Annotated in this window: 7 protein-coding genes and 1 other RNA gene; 4 read left to right on the top strand and 4 right to left on the bottom strand. The window is 66.7% G+C overall.

What is annotated here, in order from left to right:
• Positions 1 to 311 precede the first annotated feature (311 nt).
• Positions 312 to 1,400 (top strand): Tat pathway signal sequence domain protein, encoded by a 1,089-nt coding sequence (locus tag ABZT04_RS09840; RefSeq protein ID WP_356054917.1) that lies wholly within the window; start codon positions 312 to 314, stop codon positions 1,398 to 1,400.
• Between the two features lie 64 nt (positions 1,401 to 1,464).
• On the opposite strand, the gene ABZT04_RS09835 is transcribed toward ABZT04_RS09840, so the two are convergent.
• Together ABZT04_RS09835 and ABZT04_RS09830 are read right to left on the bottom strand one after the other, a co-directional pair.
• Complete coding sequence (locus ABZT04_RS09835) at positions 1,465 to 1,968, bottom strand: hypothetical protein (RefSeq protein ID WP_356054915.1); 504 nt, start codon at positions 1,966 to 1,968, stop codon at positions 1,465 to 1,467.
• A gap of 86 nt (positions 1,969 to 2,054) precedes the next feature.
• Positions 2,055 to 8,471 (bottom strand): RHS repeat-associated core domain-containing protein, encoded by a 6,417-nt coding sequence (locus ABZT04_RS09830; protein ID WP_356054913.1) that lies wholly within the window; start codon positions 8,469 to 8,471, stop codon positions 2,055 to 2,057.
• Between the two features lie 528 nt (positions 8,472 to 8,999).
• Here ABZT04_RS09830 and ABZT04_RS09825 point away from each other — a divergent pair.
• Positions 9,000 to 10,718, top strand: coding sequence for a hypothetical protein (locus tag ABZT04_RS09825; RefSeq protein WP_356054911.1), 1,719 nt, complete (start codon positions 9,000 to 9,002; stop codon positions 10,716 to 10,718).
• Between the two features lie 124 nt (positions 10,719 to 10,842).
• Here ABZT04_RS09825 and ABZT04_RS09820 read toward each other — a convergent pair whose 3' ends face one another.
• A complete protein-coding gene (locus tag ABZT04_RS09820) occupies positions 10,843 to 12,861 on the bottom strand; it encodes a glycosyltransferase (protein WP_356054909.1) in 2,019 nt (672 codons plus the stop codon).
• 224 nt (positions 12,862 to 13,085) lie between these two features.
• On the opposite strand from ABZT04_RS09820, the gene ABZT04_RS09815 reads away from it, so the two are divergent.
• Both ABZT04_RS09815 and rfbB read left to right on the top strand, forming a co-directional pair.
• Positions 13,086 to 14,153, top strand: coding sequence for a glucose-1-phosphate thymidylyltransferase (locus tag ABZT04_RS09815; protein ID WP_356054907.1), 1,068 nt, complete (start codon positions 13,086 to 13,088; stop codon positions 14,151 to 14,153).
• Positions 14,150 to 15,160 carry a dTDP-glucose 4,6-dehydratase gene (gene rfbB / locus ABZT04_RS09810; RefSeq protein ID WP_356054905.1) on the top strand — a complete coding sequence of 337 codons (1,011 nt, stop codon included), beginning with the start codon at positions 14,150 to 14,152 and terminating at the stop codon, positions 15,158 to 15,160. The genes ABZT04_RS09815 and rfbB overlap by 4 nt, the downstream gene beginning before the upstream one ends.
• A gap of 17 nt (positions 15,161 to 15,177) precedes the next feature.
• Here the strand turns inward: rfbB and rnpB are convergent.
• Positions 15,178 to 15,583: RNase P RNA component class A (rnpB, locus tag ABZT04_RS09805), an RNA gene on the bottom strand.
• Positions 15,584 to 15,607 lie beyond the last annotated feature (24 nt).

Below are 15,607 nucleotides of genomic sequence, written 5' to 3'. Positions count from 1 at the left end.
CGCGGACGCCGCACGATCCCCGGCCCCGTTCCGGCAAACACTCACAGCCCACTCCCGACGCTGCGGCTTCACCTGAAATCCACAGCACGGCCACAGAGCGATCCGGAACTTAACCGCCGCCTAACGTCAGGGAAAAGGTCAATAAAACGGACAGTGATCATCAGATGACGACAAGATCAGACAGAACTGTTACGTGATGTGCGTCACACTTCATGCGCTTCGGGAACTAAGGGAGCCCAGGGCTGGCGCCAACTGATCACTTGGTGTTTCAATCCCCCGCATCCAAGGGGATTCAGGGGGTTGGGGACAGCATGCGAGACGCCTTCTCGTCGATGAGCCGCAGACAACTGGTGAAATGGGCCGGCGGAATACTCGGAACGGCCACACTGGGCACAGCGGCCGTCGCAGTAAGCAGCGGCACCGCCTCCGCGGCCGTCGCCTCGTCCACGAAGTTCGACCTCACAGCGCCGTCAAGCGAGTTGTTGCGGGAAATAGATCTCCAGGACGTACGCGTCCTGCAGTCCTTCTCCTTCGACAACACCAACAAGCACATCTACGCGGTTGGCCTGGTCCAGGGATCTCGACAACTCCCCGGAGAATCGCGCCAGTACACCGGGGACGAACGCTCAGCCAACGGCGACCTTGTCGTGACCCGGCTCGACCTCACCGGGGCCGAAATCGGCCGCATGTATCTCAAAGGCTTCGGTCATGGCGTTCAGATAGCCGCCGAGCCGTCCGGCAACAGCGCCTATCTGTGGACCGAGACGGACGCCGTCGCAGCCACCGATTCGAGCGGCAACACCAATGGCTGGGGCAGCAAACTGGCTCGCTTCAAATTCGCCAACGGCACAGTCCTCACCACTGATTCGTGGCAGTTGACCAAGTTCAGCCCGGTTTCGGGAGCGGACCGCACCACGGTGGCCATCGATCCGGTCAACAGCCGTCTGGCCGTGCGCTACAGAGTCAGCGGCGTCTTCAAATTCAGCCTCTACGACCTGGCCACCTTCAAATCCGGCACGTTCACTCCGCTGGCCACGATCACCCAGCCGACCGGCAGTGCCTATTCCGATTTCCAGGGCTTCACCAGCCTCGGCCAGTACCTGTACATGATCGACGGAAACGCCTACACGTACGCCAACAGCACCACGACGACACCTACCGACCCCGACGGCAACACTTACGTCACCAGAATCGACTGGAATACCGGGTCCGTCAGCGATCGCCAGCTCACGAAGGCCGCCCAAAGCCTCTACTTCCGCGAACCCGAGGGCCTCGCCATTCAGATCCCGGACACCAGCAACACGGCTGCCTGTCGACTGGTCATGGGGTTCGCCTCGGAGAATTCAGCAACTGACACGAACAAGAGGGCGAGCTTCTACTACAAGAGCAGTCTCATCTGATCCGTCCAGCCTTTCTCTCGGAGCCCCATTCCTGACACCCCTGGGCGGCAGGGAGATCACAGTCTCAGTCCTCGCTCCGGGGCAGGCGCGACGCTCGTGTCCTGCGCAAGCCGATGAGCACACCGATCGCCACGGGCACGACCGCGATGACCGCGCTGGCGGACCATTCGATGGGCACGGGGCGGAGGTGTCCCAGGAGCCAGAGGAGCACCGTCCCCACGCCCCAGGCCACCAGGCAGAGGGCGACACCGGGCCATGTCGCCCGCCCCTGTCCCGCGGACGGCGCAACAGGGGTCCGCCCCCGGGGTCCCTCGGGCATGCGCCGGCCAAGTTCCCAGCGCACGCCAAGACTCGCCAGGCCGAACACCGCCCCCATCCCCACCCCCCACAGCACCACGTCCCAGGTGACGTCGGATATGGCCAGCGCGGCCAGGACACCGAAACAGACCGCGGCGATCAGAGCGGTGCGCACGGGATAGCGGGCGGCGAGCGCCTCCGCCCGCCCAGGCGCCCGCACCCCGGGCGTGGAACGGCCGTCAGCCCGGAACACACGCCGGCGAGGACTCATCCGCGCGTCACCTCCACTCTCGTTCAGGACAACCCGGCGGTCGGACAGGCACAATGCCCGCCCGACCGCCGGGCTGTTGCTCCGTGTCAGCCACCGAGCAGGTTCGCCATCGCCGTGGCTCTTGCTATCTTCGCTGCGGCCAGCTCTCCGACTTTGGCTGTCCCGGCGCCACCGAGGGCGAACACTCCGGAGACGGCGGCCGACTCGGCATAGCCTCCGACCGTTTTGTGCTCTTCGTCGGACATCCAGTACCCGAGCGCACCGCCCGCCGCGGCGACGGCAACCCCGCAGGCTATCCCGCCCACCACGGTGACCGTCAGTGCGACGCAGAGTCCACCGCCGACCACCCCGATGATATCCCCGATGTGGTCCTTGACCAGCTTCTTCGTCCAACCCCACAGGCCGCCGTCGCCCTTCTCGAACACGTCCTTGTGATCGTGCTCCACGGCCTTCTGGCACTGGCCGGAACTCTGCGTCGAGACGACGTAGCAGCCCACGAACGCCTGGATCGCCCCTTGCCACTCATCCTTCGCGTTCTCCAACCACGCGGCCGCCTCGCCCCGGCTCATGTATTGCGACCCGGTGTAGCCGAGGTTCTTCTTCAGCCAGTCGAAGGTCTTCTCGCTGAGCTTCTTGGATGTGTCCTGCTTCTTGCCGCTGGCGATCCACTCGTTGATCGACCCGTCGCCGACCGCGGTGCCCTTCTCCGGGTAGACCTTGCCCGAGCCCGGGTCGTAACCCACCGACTCCTGCACGTCCTTGGGGCAGTCAGAGAGGTCGTACAGGCACGGGTCGCCGTGCGGCTCCAGGCCCGTCGGGTCGCTGTAGGCGATCGGGTTGTTCATCGAGTAGCTGTACAGGTTCATGTTCTGCGGTGTGTACGGCGTCCTCAGCGGGTCCGTGGAGATGAACCGTCCCAGCTTGTTGTCGTACATCCGGGCCCCCAGGACGGACAGCCCGGTGTCGGAGTCCTCGCTCTTGCCGAGGAAGCCCTGGTCGGTGCCGCTCGGCAGACTTCCGCTGCGCTGGGCGCCGAAGGGCAGGTAGCGGCGGCGGGTGACGGTGTTGGTCGCGGAGTCCACCGCCACCGACGTCGACGCCTGCGCGTCGGACATCAGCCAGGTGACGGTGGCGCCGGTCCCCGAGGTGCGCATCGCCACCGTGCTGGCGCCGTCCGAGTAGTACCGCGTGCCGGTGACAGTGCTGCCGACCTTGCGGATCTCCTGGCCGCCCAGGTAGAGGACCGTGGCCGCGCTGCCCTTACGGAGCAGCAGGTTGCCGTCCGCGCCGTAGACGTACGACGTGGCAGAGGCACCCGTGGTCTGGACGAGCTGCCCCAACTCGTTCCAGATCAGCGTGGTACTCGCCCCCTTCACTGTCCGCGACGTCATCTGGCCGGCGTTGTCGTAGCCGTAACTGTCGGTTCCGGTGGGCGTCTTGACGGAGGAGACGGCGTGCGGACGCGCCGCACCGGGGGTGTAGGTCGACTGGTCGGCGGAGTAGCCGGGGTAGACGTAGTCGTTGACCTCGGCACCGGTGGCCTTGGTGTCGGTGACCTTCTGCAGGTTGCCGGCGCCGTCGTAGGTGTAGTCGAGCTGGTACGGGTCGGTGCCGGTGGCCAGGTCGGGCGCGAACGGGCCCGTGCAGCCGCTGGTGCTCAGCGTGGTGTACGCCTTGGAGATCCGGTTCAGCTCGTCGTAGTTGAAGCACTGGTGCTGGCCGGTGGTCCTGTCGTTCAGATCGGTGATCTGGCCGCCCAGGTCGTAGGTGTAGTCGTCGTTCTGGACGGTGCCCTTGGCCGTGGTGGTCGTGGTGATGTTCTTGAGCCAGCCGGTGCCGGTGGTGTCCTCGTAGGTGTAGGTACGCTTGGCGCTGTTGGCGGCGCCCGTGGCGCCGTAGGTGCGGCCGGTGAGGCGGCCGAGGGAGTCGAAGTCGGTGGCGTCGACATAGGTGGTGCCGCTGATGCTGCTGGTCACCTTGTCCTCAAGGCCGGACGCGTCGTACGACGTGGTCACCGTCTCCGCCGGCAGCCCGGCGGTGGCCGGGTAGGCGACAGTGGTGGGGTGGCCCGCGGCGTCGTAGCCGTAGGTCGTGGTGTAGCTGCCCTGCAACCCGTTGCCGTCGGTGGGGACGGTGACCTTACTGTCGGTCAACTGGCCGTTGGCGTCGTACTTCACGGCCTCGGTCGTGTAGGCGAAGCCGCCCGAGTACGACGTGGAGGTGGCCGCCTTGCCGATGCCGCCGGTCGCGGTGTCGTAGGTCCTGCGGGTCAGCACGGTGCTGCCCTTCGACACGGTCAGCGCCCGGTTCAGGTTGTCGTAGGCGTAGGTCAGGACGGCGTTGTTGCCGTCGGTGGTCTGCTGGATCAGGCCGTTGGCGTCGTACTGCGTCAGCCGCGTGCCGGTGTCCGGCTCGACCGACTTGGTCTGCTCTCCGAGCCAGTTGTACTCGTACGTCGAGATGTTGCCCTTGGCGTCGGTGAGCTTGGTCAGATGGCCGGAGCGGTCGTAGTCGTAGGTGGTGGTGTACGTGGACGGGCCGAACTCCACGATCTTGGAGGTCTGGCCGAAGACGTCGTTGTACACGTTCCTGCGCTCGCCGACGGCCGGCATCTCGGTGACGTAGTCGCCGTGGTAGTTGCTCAGCGTCTGCAACTGGGCCTGGGGGTTGCCCAGCGCCATCAGCCGCGACTGGGTGGTGCGGCCCGCGTAGTCGACAAGCAGGTCGGTGTACGAGGGCAGGTTCGCCACCGTGGGCAGCACCATTCCGGAGCCCGCCGTGGAGCTGTTGTAGAACGGCGCGCTGGTGCCGGTGACGTTGCCGGAGGTGTCGTACCGGGTGGAGACGACGGTACGGCCCGAGCCGGTCGGCGCCAGGGTCTGGGTCTCGCGGGTGCGGCCCAGGCCGTCGGTGTAGGTGTAGCCGGTCATGAACGTGGAGCCGGACAGCAGTTGCTGGGTCGTCACCTTCGGCGGGACGGTGGACACCAGGTCCGGGACGCCCTCGCTGTTGTCGGACGTGGTGATCGTGTAGCTGAACTTCGCCGTCGGCGTGCCGTCCGGGTAGTTGGCGATCTGGGCCGGCTTGAAGACCTGGACTACGCGGCCCACCGCGTCGAGCACGGTCCGGGTGGTCTGTCCGTTCGCGTCCAGGACCTGCTGCGGGATGCCCCACAGCCGGGACGACCAGGTGGTGGTGGACTGCGCGGTCGCGGGACCGCTGTCGTCCGGGTCGGGAGTGGTGACCTTGACGCCGTTGACCGGCCAGGACGTGTTCGGCTGGTAGACGGTCGTGGTGGTCTTGTTCTTGCCGTCGGTGGTCGACGTGGTCCGGCCCGCCGCGTCGTAGCCGTACTTCGTGATGCGGTAGTTCGTCCCGTCGGTGTACTTCAGAACAGCGGTGATGTTGGCGTCGCCGGGCTTGTTGTTGGCGGCCGGCTCGCTGCCGGCCGCGACCGCCGCGTTGTCGAAGAGCTTGACGGCGTGGCCGCTCTGCTTGCTCAGCCGATCGGTGGCGGCGCAGTCCGCGTCGTAGTGGCGCACATCGTCCTGCAGCACCATCCAGCGCTGGACCTGCGAACTCGGGAACAGGTCCGTGTTGTAGGCGTAGCCGTACGTCGTGCAGCGGTTGTCGTCGAAGGAGCTGAGGCCCCAGTCGTTGGTGCGCACCGGGCGGCCGTACGTGGAGCTGCGCGCGTCCGCGTCGTCGTACTCGTCCATGACGATGTGCTCGCGCCAGCCCGCGGAGGTCAGGTCGTGCGTGGTGGTCTTGGACTCGCGCACGAAGCGGGCGTCGGGCAGGCCGTCGTACTGGGCGGTGTCGTACGCCCAGTACTCGTGCCACACCCGCTTGTGCGACTGGCCGGTGCCGTCGCGATTGCTGGACTCCAGGACACGGCCCGCCAGCCAGGGGGAGTCGGTCTTCGCCGTACTGCCGCTGTCACCGTCGTCGACGGTCACGGAACGAGTGGCCGACGAGTCGGTCTTGGACGTGCGGTCGCCGTCCATACCGCGGTACAGCCAGTAGTAGGTGGATGCTGCGTTGTCCTTGGTGCCGGTGTGGATCTCGACCTGCTGGTAGCCACGCCAGTCGGTCCAGGACTCGTTCTCGTCCTTGACCAGCGGGTCGTTGGGGAACGCCCAGGCGGGCTTGCCCACGTAGTCGTACGTCGTCGTCATCACCGGGTCGCCGTCGTTGGCGGTGCCCGCTCCGGGGCCGGGGTCGACGCTGACCTTGGCGACCACGTACTTCTTGAACCAGCCGGTCTTCTCGGTCGTCGAACCCTCGGGCACCCAACGCTGCTTGAAGCAGGCCTGGGTGTTGTTTGACTCGGACGGCGGACTGTTGATGTCGCAGGTGTCCTGCGCGTCGTAGTCCCGGTAGGTGACGTTGGTGAACGCGCCCAGGTCTCCGTGGATCTGGGTGACGCGGCGGAAGTTCAGTACGCCGCCGCCGAGTTGGTTGTCCCGCCACTCGCCGTTGATGTTGATGGTGGGCAAGGTGATGTCCGTACCGTTGCCATAGCCCCGGCGCTGGATGTAGTCCAGCCAGAGGTTGGCGTCGATCACGCCGTCCGGGTTCGGCAGGCCGTACTTCATCTGGTACTGCATCGCCGGATCCCACGCCGCGGCGTCCGTGTCCCGGACGTACGTCTTGACGTCCCACAGCATCTTGGTGGAGAAGAACGTCGGCGAGTACGTCTCACCGGTGATGGATTTGCAGCCGTCGGTGCCGTCGCACATCAGGTCCGTGGGCACGTCGGGGTAGGAGTCCGGGTTCGAGGAGATGCCCGGGCACGCGTCCGGCTCCTTGGCCAGCGGGTCCATGTCGGACATCCGCTCCACGCAGCGGCCCACGTAGCGCAGGTCGACCTTCGCGGGAAGCTGGGCACCGGTGATCTGGGAGGCCCAGCCGTACTCGATGCGCACCAGGTAGGCGGCGGAGTCGTAGGTGCGGGCCTGGTCGGTGAGCAGGACGGAGCGGTACTGGTTCTGATCCTTCTCGTAGAAGTAGGCCGTCTCGACCTCGTTGGCGTCCACGACCCGGTCCACCCCCCAGCGGTACGCCTGGGTGGAGACGCCGATGCCGCCGTTGTAGCCGGGCTCGCCCGGGTTGTTGCCGAAGACGGGGACCGTCAGCACCGAGTTCGTCGGGGTGCCCGTCTGGCGCTCCGAGCGGCCCCAGCCGAAGTAGTAGCGCATGCCCTCCTGGGTGGAGACCACCCAGTACTCGTCGTCCGAGCCGTAGCCGCCGCTCAGATGCTGCACCCGCCAGCCCGGGTCGTCCAGAACGTGGTACCAGCCGGTGCCATCGTTGTCCTGCACCAGTTCCGAGGTCACGCCGTTGAGATTGATGACGTAGACCGCGCCGTCGGGCTCCTTGGTGGAGTTCGGCGAGTCCCAGCACAGGTCTCCGACCCAGCCGGTGCCGGTGCCGTCGTCCTGGCAGCCGCGGTAGCGTCGCTCGATGAATCCGATGCCGAGGTCCCAACCCAGGCCGGCCGTCCCGGCCTGCGTGTTCACGGCCGAGGTCATGCCGTCCACGGACTGCGAGTTGTAGTTGAGCGACAGGCTGGGCGCGCTGCCGGCGGGGGGCTTCGGTACGTCGATCGGGAGGCTGTACGTGAACGCGCCCGACCCCTTGGAGACGTTCCACGAGCCGGTCGGGCTCAGCTGGGAGGCGCGATAGTCGCCGGCGTCGGACGACGAGCCGGATGCCAGCGCGTACACCGTCCCGGAGTCGGCGGCGGAGAGGGTCTGGATGGACTGGAACTGCGACAGCGTCGAGCCGTTGGGCTGGATCACCGAGACACCGGCGGCCGGGTCTCCGTCCGCCTGCACGGTCGCCGTGATCGTGTTCTTCGCCGTGTCGTTGCTGATCGGCACGGACTTCGGGGTGCCGTGCGAGCAGCCCTTGGCCTTCGGTGTGGTCAGCGCGCACGCGGGCAGGGCGACGAGGCGCAGCCGGGAGGCGAAGTTGCCGCCGTAGGCGTCCTTGAAGCCTGAGTAGTCGATGGCGACGCGAACCGGGCCCGGAGTGCCGGTACCGTCTCGCCGTGTGACCCTGACGCCCACGCCGGTGCCGCCGACGGACGCCAGTTGAGCGCGGTCGAGGACCTTGACATCGACGTCCTTCGGGGCGGCGGTGAGCGGCGACCGGTTCCCGGCGAGGGACGATACGAGCGCGGACGCGGGGGCGGGCCCCACCTGGACGGTCGCCTTGCCTCCGGCAGTCGGGGTGACCGGAGCGGACTTGCCCGTCGCCAGGCCGGACAGGGATATCCGCGCCTGGGCCGCCTTCGGCCAGCTCGGGCGGACGGCCTTGGTCCGCGTCGGCTCCGCGCCGTCACGCGGCACGCTCCCGGCGGTCTCAGCAGGTACGTTCACCGGTTTCGGCCCCGACGCGACGACCGCCGCCGCGGCCTCGGCCGCCGGTGCGCCCAGCAGTGACGCGGCCAATGCCGCGGCCAGCGCCCACGAAGCCTTCGTTCTGTGTCTGTGCATCAACCGCACGGACCATCCCCCCACCCCAGCCAAGCTGGTCCCAATCCCAGCAGGAAAGCAAAGTGAACAGGCCATGACATCGAGCGGTCGATGAGTTGACCGCCGTTCACAGCCTGATCAAAGGGGCACGTTAAGCGGCCTCAACGGTCAGCCGACAGCCCCGCAAAACGGGTGATCAACACCAATCGCCTCTTCACAGTCTCTTTACGGAAGTGATTTGGATCACGTTTGCCGAAATTTTGAACAGCGGCCGCGAGTACGCGTCCAGGACGAACGCCACGCAACCGTCCCGGCGACAAACCGGGCCTGGCGTCACGAGATCACCAGATGCTTCAATTCCCCCTCACAACCGAGGAGAACTCCAGGGGGACGACGACATGACAGGTCGAACAGCTCTCCAAGCCAAGGGGTTCGGAAACGGCGTCGGCTTCACCGTCGAGCCTTCCGGGAAAGGCGCCAAGACGGCGATTTTCCACTGCGAGAGCTCCCTCATCCGACCATGACCCGCTCACTCAAAAGGCTCCCCACATGAGCAAGACGGCCGACGCCTCCGTCACCGTCCCCGATGCCGCGTCGAACTGTCCGGGCCTGTCGGCACCGACCGCGCCGGCACCACTGCACCGAGCGATCACACTGCTCGCCGTCATCACCTTGTTCATCGGCACGCGCACCGACTGGAACACCGCGATCGCGAAGCGGCCGGCGATCGGTGGTGTCATCACCCTTTGTTACGCGGGAATCCTGCTTCTCGGGATTCTCGCTCTCGTGGTGCGCAGCCGCCGTGCCCTTGTACGCGTCGACATCGGCGCACTGCTGCTCGGCATCGTGCTGGCACTGTGCTCGTACGCCCTCGGCGGCGGGATGAACGACGAGACGGTGCTGATGACCCAGGCCACGCACGAGTTGGTGCACGGCCACGCGGTGTACGGGCACGAATGGCCGTGGGTGTTCCAGCAACACCACGTCGGGGTGACGAAGACGATGTCGGGCGGCGCGGACTACTCCTTCGCGTATCCGCCGTTGGCAGTGCTGCTGAACGCTCCCGTATACGCGTTGATCGGCGCCAAGGCGGTCACGTTCGTCCCGACGGTCCTGCTGATCGTCGGCGCCGCTGTGTTGTGGGTACTGCTGCCGACACCGTGGCGGTCGGCAGCGACAGCGGTCTGCCTGGGCTTCCCCATGCTCAAGGGGTACGCGGCCATGGGCTACCCGGCGATCCCGGCACTCGTACTGCTCATCCCGGTGGTGATCCACTGGCCCTCGATCGGCGCCGGGGGGCGGCTTCGCCGCTCGGACATCGTGCGCGCGGGGCCTCTCGGGGCCGCGTGTGCGACACATCAACTGCCTTGGTTCCTGACGCCGTTCCTGCTCATGGGCGTCTACGCGGTACGGCGCGGTGAGCTCTCGGCGCGGGCGGCTCTCGGTGTGGTCGCACGGTTCACCGCGATCTCCGCTGTCGTGGCCCTGACCGCCAACGCCTACTTCATCGCGCAGGGCCCACGAGCTTGGGTGTCCGGCCTGGCCCTGCCGTTCACCCAGCACGGAGTGCCCCATGGCCAGGGCATCATGGGCCTGTCGTACTACTTCACCGACGGCAGCAGTCACCTGGACTTCTACTCGTACGGCAGCATGCTGCTGGCCGCCGCGCTGCTCGTGCTGTTCGTCCTCTTCGTACGGCGGTTGGGCCCTGCCGCCGTCGTACTGCCCTGGTGCGCGTTCTACCTGGCCACGCGATCGCAGGACGGCTATTACTTGATGATGACCCCGTTGTGGGTCGCTGCCGCCGCCACCGCCACCAGCTCCGACTTCGCTTCAGCCTGGCAGCCCCGGTTGCCTCCGGGGCGGCGGCGAGCGGTCGGCGTGGCCTTGGTCGCGGTGCTACTGGCCCCCGCTGCTGTCTGTGTGACCGTCGCTGCCGCAAGCGGGCCGCCGATCCGGCTGGTGATCAGCAACGTACGGGGCGACAGCGGCGGGATACACGGGCTCACCGTGCAGGCGACGAACACCGGTGACACCGCGCTGGCTCCGCACTTCGCTTCCAGCGTCGGCGAGAGCGCGTCCGCGTACTGGACCGTGCACAGCGGCCCAGCCGTGCTGCGCCCGCACCAGTCGGCGCGCTACGTCCTGGTGCCGAACACGGGACGCTATTCCCTGCCGAACCGGGCCCACTTGCGGGTACGGCTGAGGGTATTCACCGACAGACCGCAGACGTTGAGCAGTAGGGACATCCAGGTACCGAAGCGGTAGCGGCCTTCCGTCACTTGCGCTTGGTGACGGTCCCGGAGAGCCGATGCGGTGATCGACGATGACAGCACCCAAGCGCCCTCAATACCCAGTGGCCGTACGTGTCGATCCTTGCTCGCGAGTTCGTCTACTTCTTCAGAGCCCGACGGAGTTTGCCCGCGGCACGGCGCAAGATCGTCCACGCCCCAGGGCGAGGGGCAGGCTTGCGCCGTCCGGGATCCTTGGCTGCCAGGTCGGCCGCAGCGGCGGCGAGACGCTTGACGACGACGCCTCCTCCGCTCTCGGAGACATCGAGAGCCAGGGGGAGGGCCACCGGCGTGCCACTGTCACCCCTGGTCGAGGGCGGAGTCAGTTCCAGTCGCCACTGACCCTCCGTCAATTCGTCGAGCGGAAGGTCGGCACTCAGATCGGCGTCACCGGTCGCGCGGGCGGTCAGTGTGGCGGGGAGGGCGACCGCACGACTGCTCGCGACGTTCGTCAGCCTCAAGGTTGCCTCACTCGGGCCCTGTACGTGGAACGGCAGGACAACCACGAGGCGGCCGGGATCCGTCGTCACGGTGACGTCGGCGGCGGCGAGACCGGCGAACTCGTACGCGAGCCGGTCGGTCTCCTGGTCGATGTCGAGTGACAGGTTGCCCTGCGGGTCGGTCCAGTACGGCAGGACCAAGTGGGCCGGGGAACCGACAACGGCGCCACCGCGCCCGCGCCCGGCCTCCACACCACGGACAGAACCGAGGCGGGTCTCCTTGGACCAGCCGCAGGAGCTGATGCGGACAAGGACATCCCAGATACCGGCGTTCAGCGAGGCGCCGTTGGCCGCCGACAACGGGTTCACCCGCGAGACGGCATGCAGCCTCTGTCGGAAGTGTCCCTCCCGCCCCGCCACGGCGACCTTCTCGCGGGTGAGATCGACAGGCTGGAAGAACTCCGCGGCCGTCGAACGCTCGCGCAGGACGAGGTCCACCTTGGACTTGGCCAGCGGAGCAGCGGTGTTCGTACCGAGCAGGGCGATGGCGTCCAGGCTGGTCTGCTGCAACGGCGGAACGAGCAGGTCCTTCTCGCCGTCCGCACGGAAGGTGATGGGCTCGCCGCCCGACTTGTACTCGGCGGTGAAACCGATCGTCAGCCTGCCGTCCTCCCAGCCGAGCTCCTCAAGAACACCGGAGGGTTTGATCCCCGACTCCCACCGGGCGAACTCCTCGACGTCGGCCAGCCGGTTGGTCGCGATCAGCCCCGCGACGATCTGCTGCGTGGGCTGCAGGCCGGCCGCGACACCAGGTCCAAAGCGCTCGACGACGACCTTGTGGATCTCGTCGAACAGCTCCTGTCGGTAGTCCTCAGGAAGCTTCAGCAGACGCTGTCCGCGCATGCGCTCGACCATCTCGTTGCGCAGCCAACGGCGGAAGAGCTTGTCCCGCAGCGGCCCGGGCTCGGTGAGCTCCTCGACGACGTCCAAGGCCTCGCGGAGGTTCTTGAAGTACCCGACCGGGTCGAAGCGCTGGAATCCCGCGTTGGACGCGTCGTCGCGCTTCACGTGGTAGTAGCACAGATAGTCGCTGAGGACAGAGACGTTCTCCGCCCGCAAGTACGCCTCGGTGACGAAGACGTGATCCTCAAGACGCCGACGCCCCTCCATATAGCGGAGGTTGTGCCGGTCGAGGAATTCCCTGCGGAACATCTTGTGGGGCGTGAGGCTGTCGATCAGTGGGGCGTTGTCGACATTGGCATGCGGACGGTTCTTACGGAACAGCTCCCGGGGAACCCCACGTCCCTTGCCGACCATCTTGCCCACGACGACGTCGGCGTTGTTCTTCACACCGTAGTTGTACATACGTTCGAGAGCTTCATCGCCCAACCAGTCGTCGTTGTCCACGAACTGGATGAATTCACCTTTCGCGGCAGCAATACCAGCATTGCGTGGCTTGCCGGACCAACCGGACGCCTCCTGGTGGATTACATGCATGTTCGCGTGTTCGGCGGCGAGCCGGTCCAGAAGTTCCGGGGTGCCGTCGGTGGAACCGTCATTCACGAAGATCGCTTCGTATTCGTCGTCCGCCAGGCTCTGACGCAGAAGAGAGGCGATGCAGTCCTCGATGTACCGGCCCGGGTTGTAGACCGGGACCACCACGCTCACCTTGATGGGCATGTGTCTTCTTCCGCCTCAGCTGCTGGGAATCATTTCGTCAGGACCCGGCGTACGACATCGCTCGGTCGACGTTCGATTCAGGCTAGCGGGTGACGACCCCACCCCAGTCACAGCAAGTGACGGGCCAGGACACAAACGGATCACAAAGCCCGGGGAACGGTTTCACGAACTGTGGCGGACCAGCCGGAGTGTCGCTTGACATGGCCCCAGCTAGGATGCAGCGCATGAAGGCTCTCGTTCTCTCCGGTGGCTCGGGCACCCGCCTGCGCCCCATAACCCACACATCGGCCAAACAGCTGGTGCCCGTGGCCAACAAACCCGTGCTCTTCTACGGGCTGGAGGCCATCGCCGACGCCGGGATCACGGATGTCGGCATCATCGTCGGTGACACCGCCGAAGAGATCCGGGAAGCCGTCGGTGACGGCTCGAAGCTCGGGATCAACGTCACGTACATCCCCCAGGACAAGCCGCTCGGCCTGGCGCACGCGGTGCTCATCGCGAGCGAGTTCCTCGGCGACGACGACTTCGTCATGTACCTCGGCGACAACTTCATCGTGGGCGGCATCACCGGCCTCGTGGACGAGTTCCGTACCGAACACCCCGACGCGCAGATCCTGTTGACCAAGGTGCCCAACCCGACATCGTTCGGTGTCGCCGAGCTCGACGAAAACGGCCGCGTCAAGGGACTGGAGGAGAAGCCGAAGCGGCCCAAGAGCGATCTCGCGCTGGTGGGCGTGTATCTCTTCACTCCGGCGATCCACGAAGCCGTCCGCAGTATCGAGCCCTCCTGGCGCGGCGAGCTGGAGATCACCCACGCCATCCAGTGGCTGATCGACCAGCGCAAGGACGTGCGCTCGACGACCATCTCCGGCTACTGGAAGGACACCGGGAACGTCACCGACATGCTGGAGGTCAACCGCTCCGTCCTGGAGACGGTCGAGCCCCGCATCGAGGGCACCGTCGACGAGTCCAGCGAGATCATCGGCCGCGTACGGATCGAAGCCGGCGCCGAAGTCCGAGGATCGCGCATCGTCGGCCCGGCCGTCATCGGTCCCGGCACGGTGATCAGTGACTCGTACATCGGCCCCTTCACCTCGGTCTCCGAGGACTGCCGGATCGACGACAGCGAAGTCGAGTACTCCATCGTCCTGCGCGAGTCCTCCATCACCGGCGTACGGCGGGTCGAGGTGTCCCTCATCGGCCGCAACGTCCAGGTCACCCCCGCCCCCCGCAACCCCGCAGCCCACCGTCTCGTCCTCGGCGACCACAGCAAGGTACAGATCTCTTCATGACCTCCCCTTCGGCTCCGTCCCCCTCGACCCGGATCCTGGTGACCGGCGGTGCCGGCTTCATCGGCTCGCACTACGTCCGTACGCTGCTCGGCCCCGAGGGTCCCGGCGACGTCACCATCACCGTCCTGGACAAGCTGACGTACGCGGGTAACCCGGCCAACCTCGACGAGGTGCACGGGCACCCCTCCTTCGCCTTCGTGCAAGGCGACATCTGCGACCACGAGTTGGTCGGCAGGCTTCTGGCCGAGCACGACCAGGTGGTGCACTTCGCCGCCGAGTCGCATGTCGACCGTTCCATCGACGGCGGCGCGGAGTTCGTGCGCACCAACGTGGTCGGCACCCACACTCTCATCGACGCGGCTCACCGCGCGGGCATCAAGACCTTCGTGCATATCTCCACCGACGAGGTCTACGGCTCCATCGACGAGGGCTCCTGGCCGGAGACACACCCGCTGCAGCCCAACTCGCCGTACTCCTCGGCGAAGGCCTCCAGCGACCTGATCGCACTGTCGTACCACCGCACCCACGGCCTGGACGTCCGCGTCACCCGCTGCTCCAACAACTACGGGCACCACCACTTCCCCGAGAAGGTCATCCCGCTGTTCGTGACCAACCTCCTCGACGGCAAGAAGGTCCCGCTGTACGGCGACGGCGGCAACGTCCGCGACTGGCTGCACATCGACGACCACGTCCAGGGCATCGAACTCGTACGCACCAAGGGCCGCGCCGGCGAGGTCTACAACATCGGCGGCGGCACGGAGCTCAGCAACAGGGAGCTGACCGAACTGCTGCTGAAGGCGTGTGGAGCCGACTGGGAGAGCAGCGTCGAGTACGTCACCGACCGCAAGGGCCACGACCGCCGCTACTCGGTGGACTGCACGAAGATCCGTGAGGAGCTCGGCTACGAGCCCCGCAAGACCTTCGAGCAGGGCCTCGCGGAGACGGTGCAGTGGTACCGCGACAACCGTGCCTGGTGGGAACCGCTGAAGGAGCGGGCCGCGCTGTGACCGACAGGCCCTGATGGCAGACGAGCCGGGCCGTACGCCGGGTTCTGTGTCCGAGAGGACCTCACGGTCCTCTCGGCGACGGCCATCCATCTAGGACCGGTGTTGCCACCGGCCTCGTGCGGTCTACCCGGGGACTCGGGCGGGCAGCCCTCGAACGTCCCCGCAGGAGCGCCGAGGCGCTCCCTTTTGACCTTGCTCCGGGTGGGGTTTACCTAGCTGCCCAGGTCACCCTGGGCACTGGTGGTCTCTTACACCACCGTTTCACCCTTACCCGGTGCCGAAGCACCGGGCGGTCTGTTTTCTGTGGCACTTTCCCGCGGGTCACCCCGGGTGGCCGTTAGCCATCACCCTGCCCTGTGGAGCCCGGACGTTCCTCGGGGAGTTCCCGCTAGGGGCACTCCACGCGGCCGTCCGCCCGGCTCGTCTGCCGTGTGGACCATGCTACCG

The sequence above is a fragment of the Streptomyces sp. NPDC005492 genome, assembly GCF_040605995.1.
GTDB lineage: Bacteria > Actinomycetota > Actinomycetes > Streptomycetales > Streptomycetaceae > Streptomyces.
Note: the sequence above shows the minus strand (reverse complement) of the source record. Positions and strands in the feature narration are given on the sequence as shown.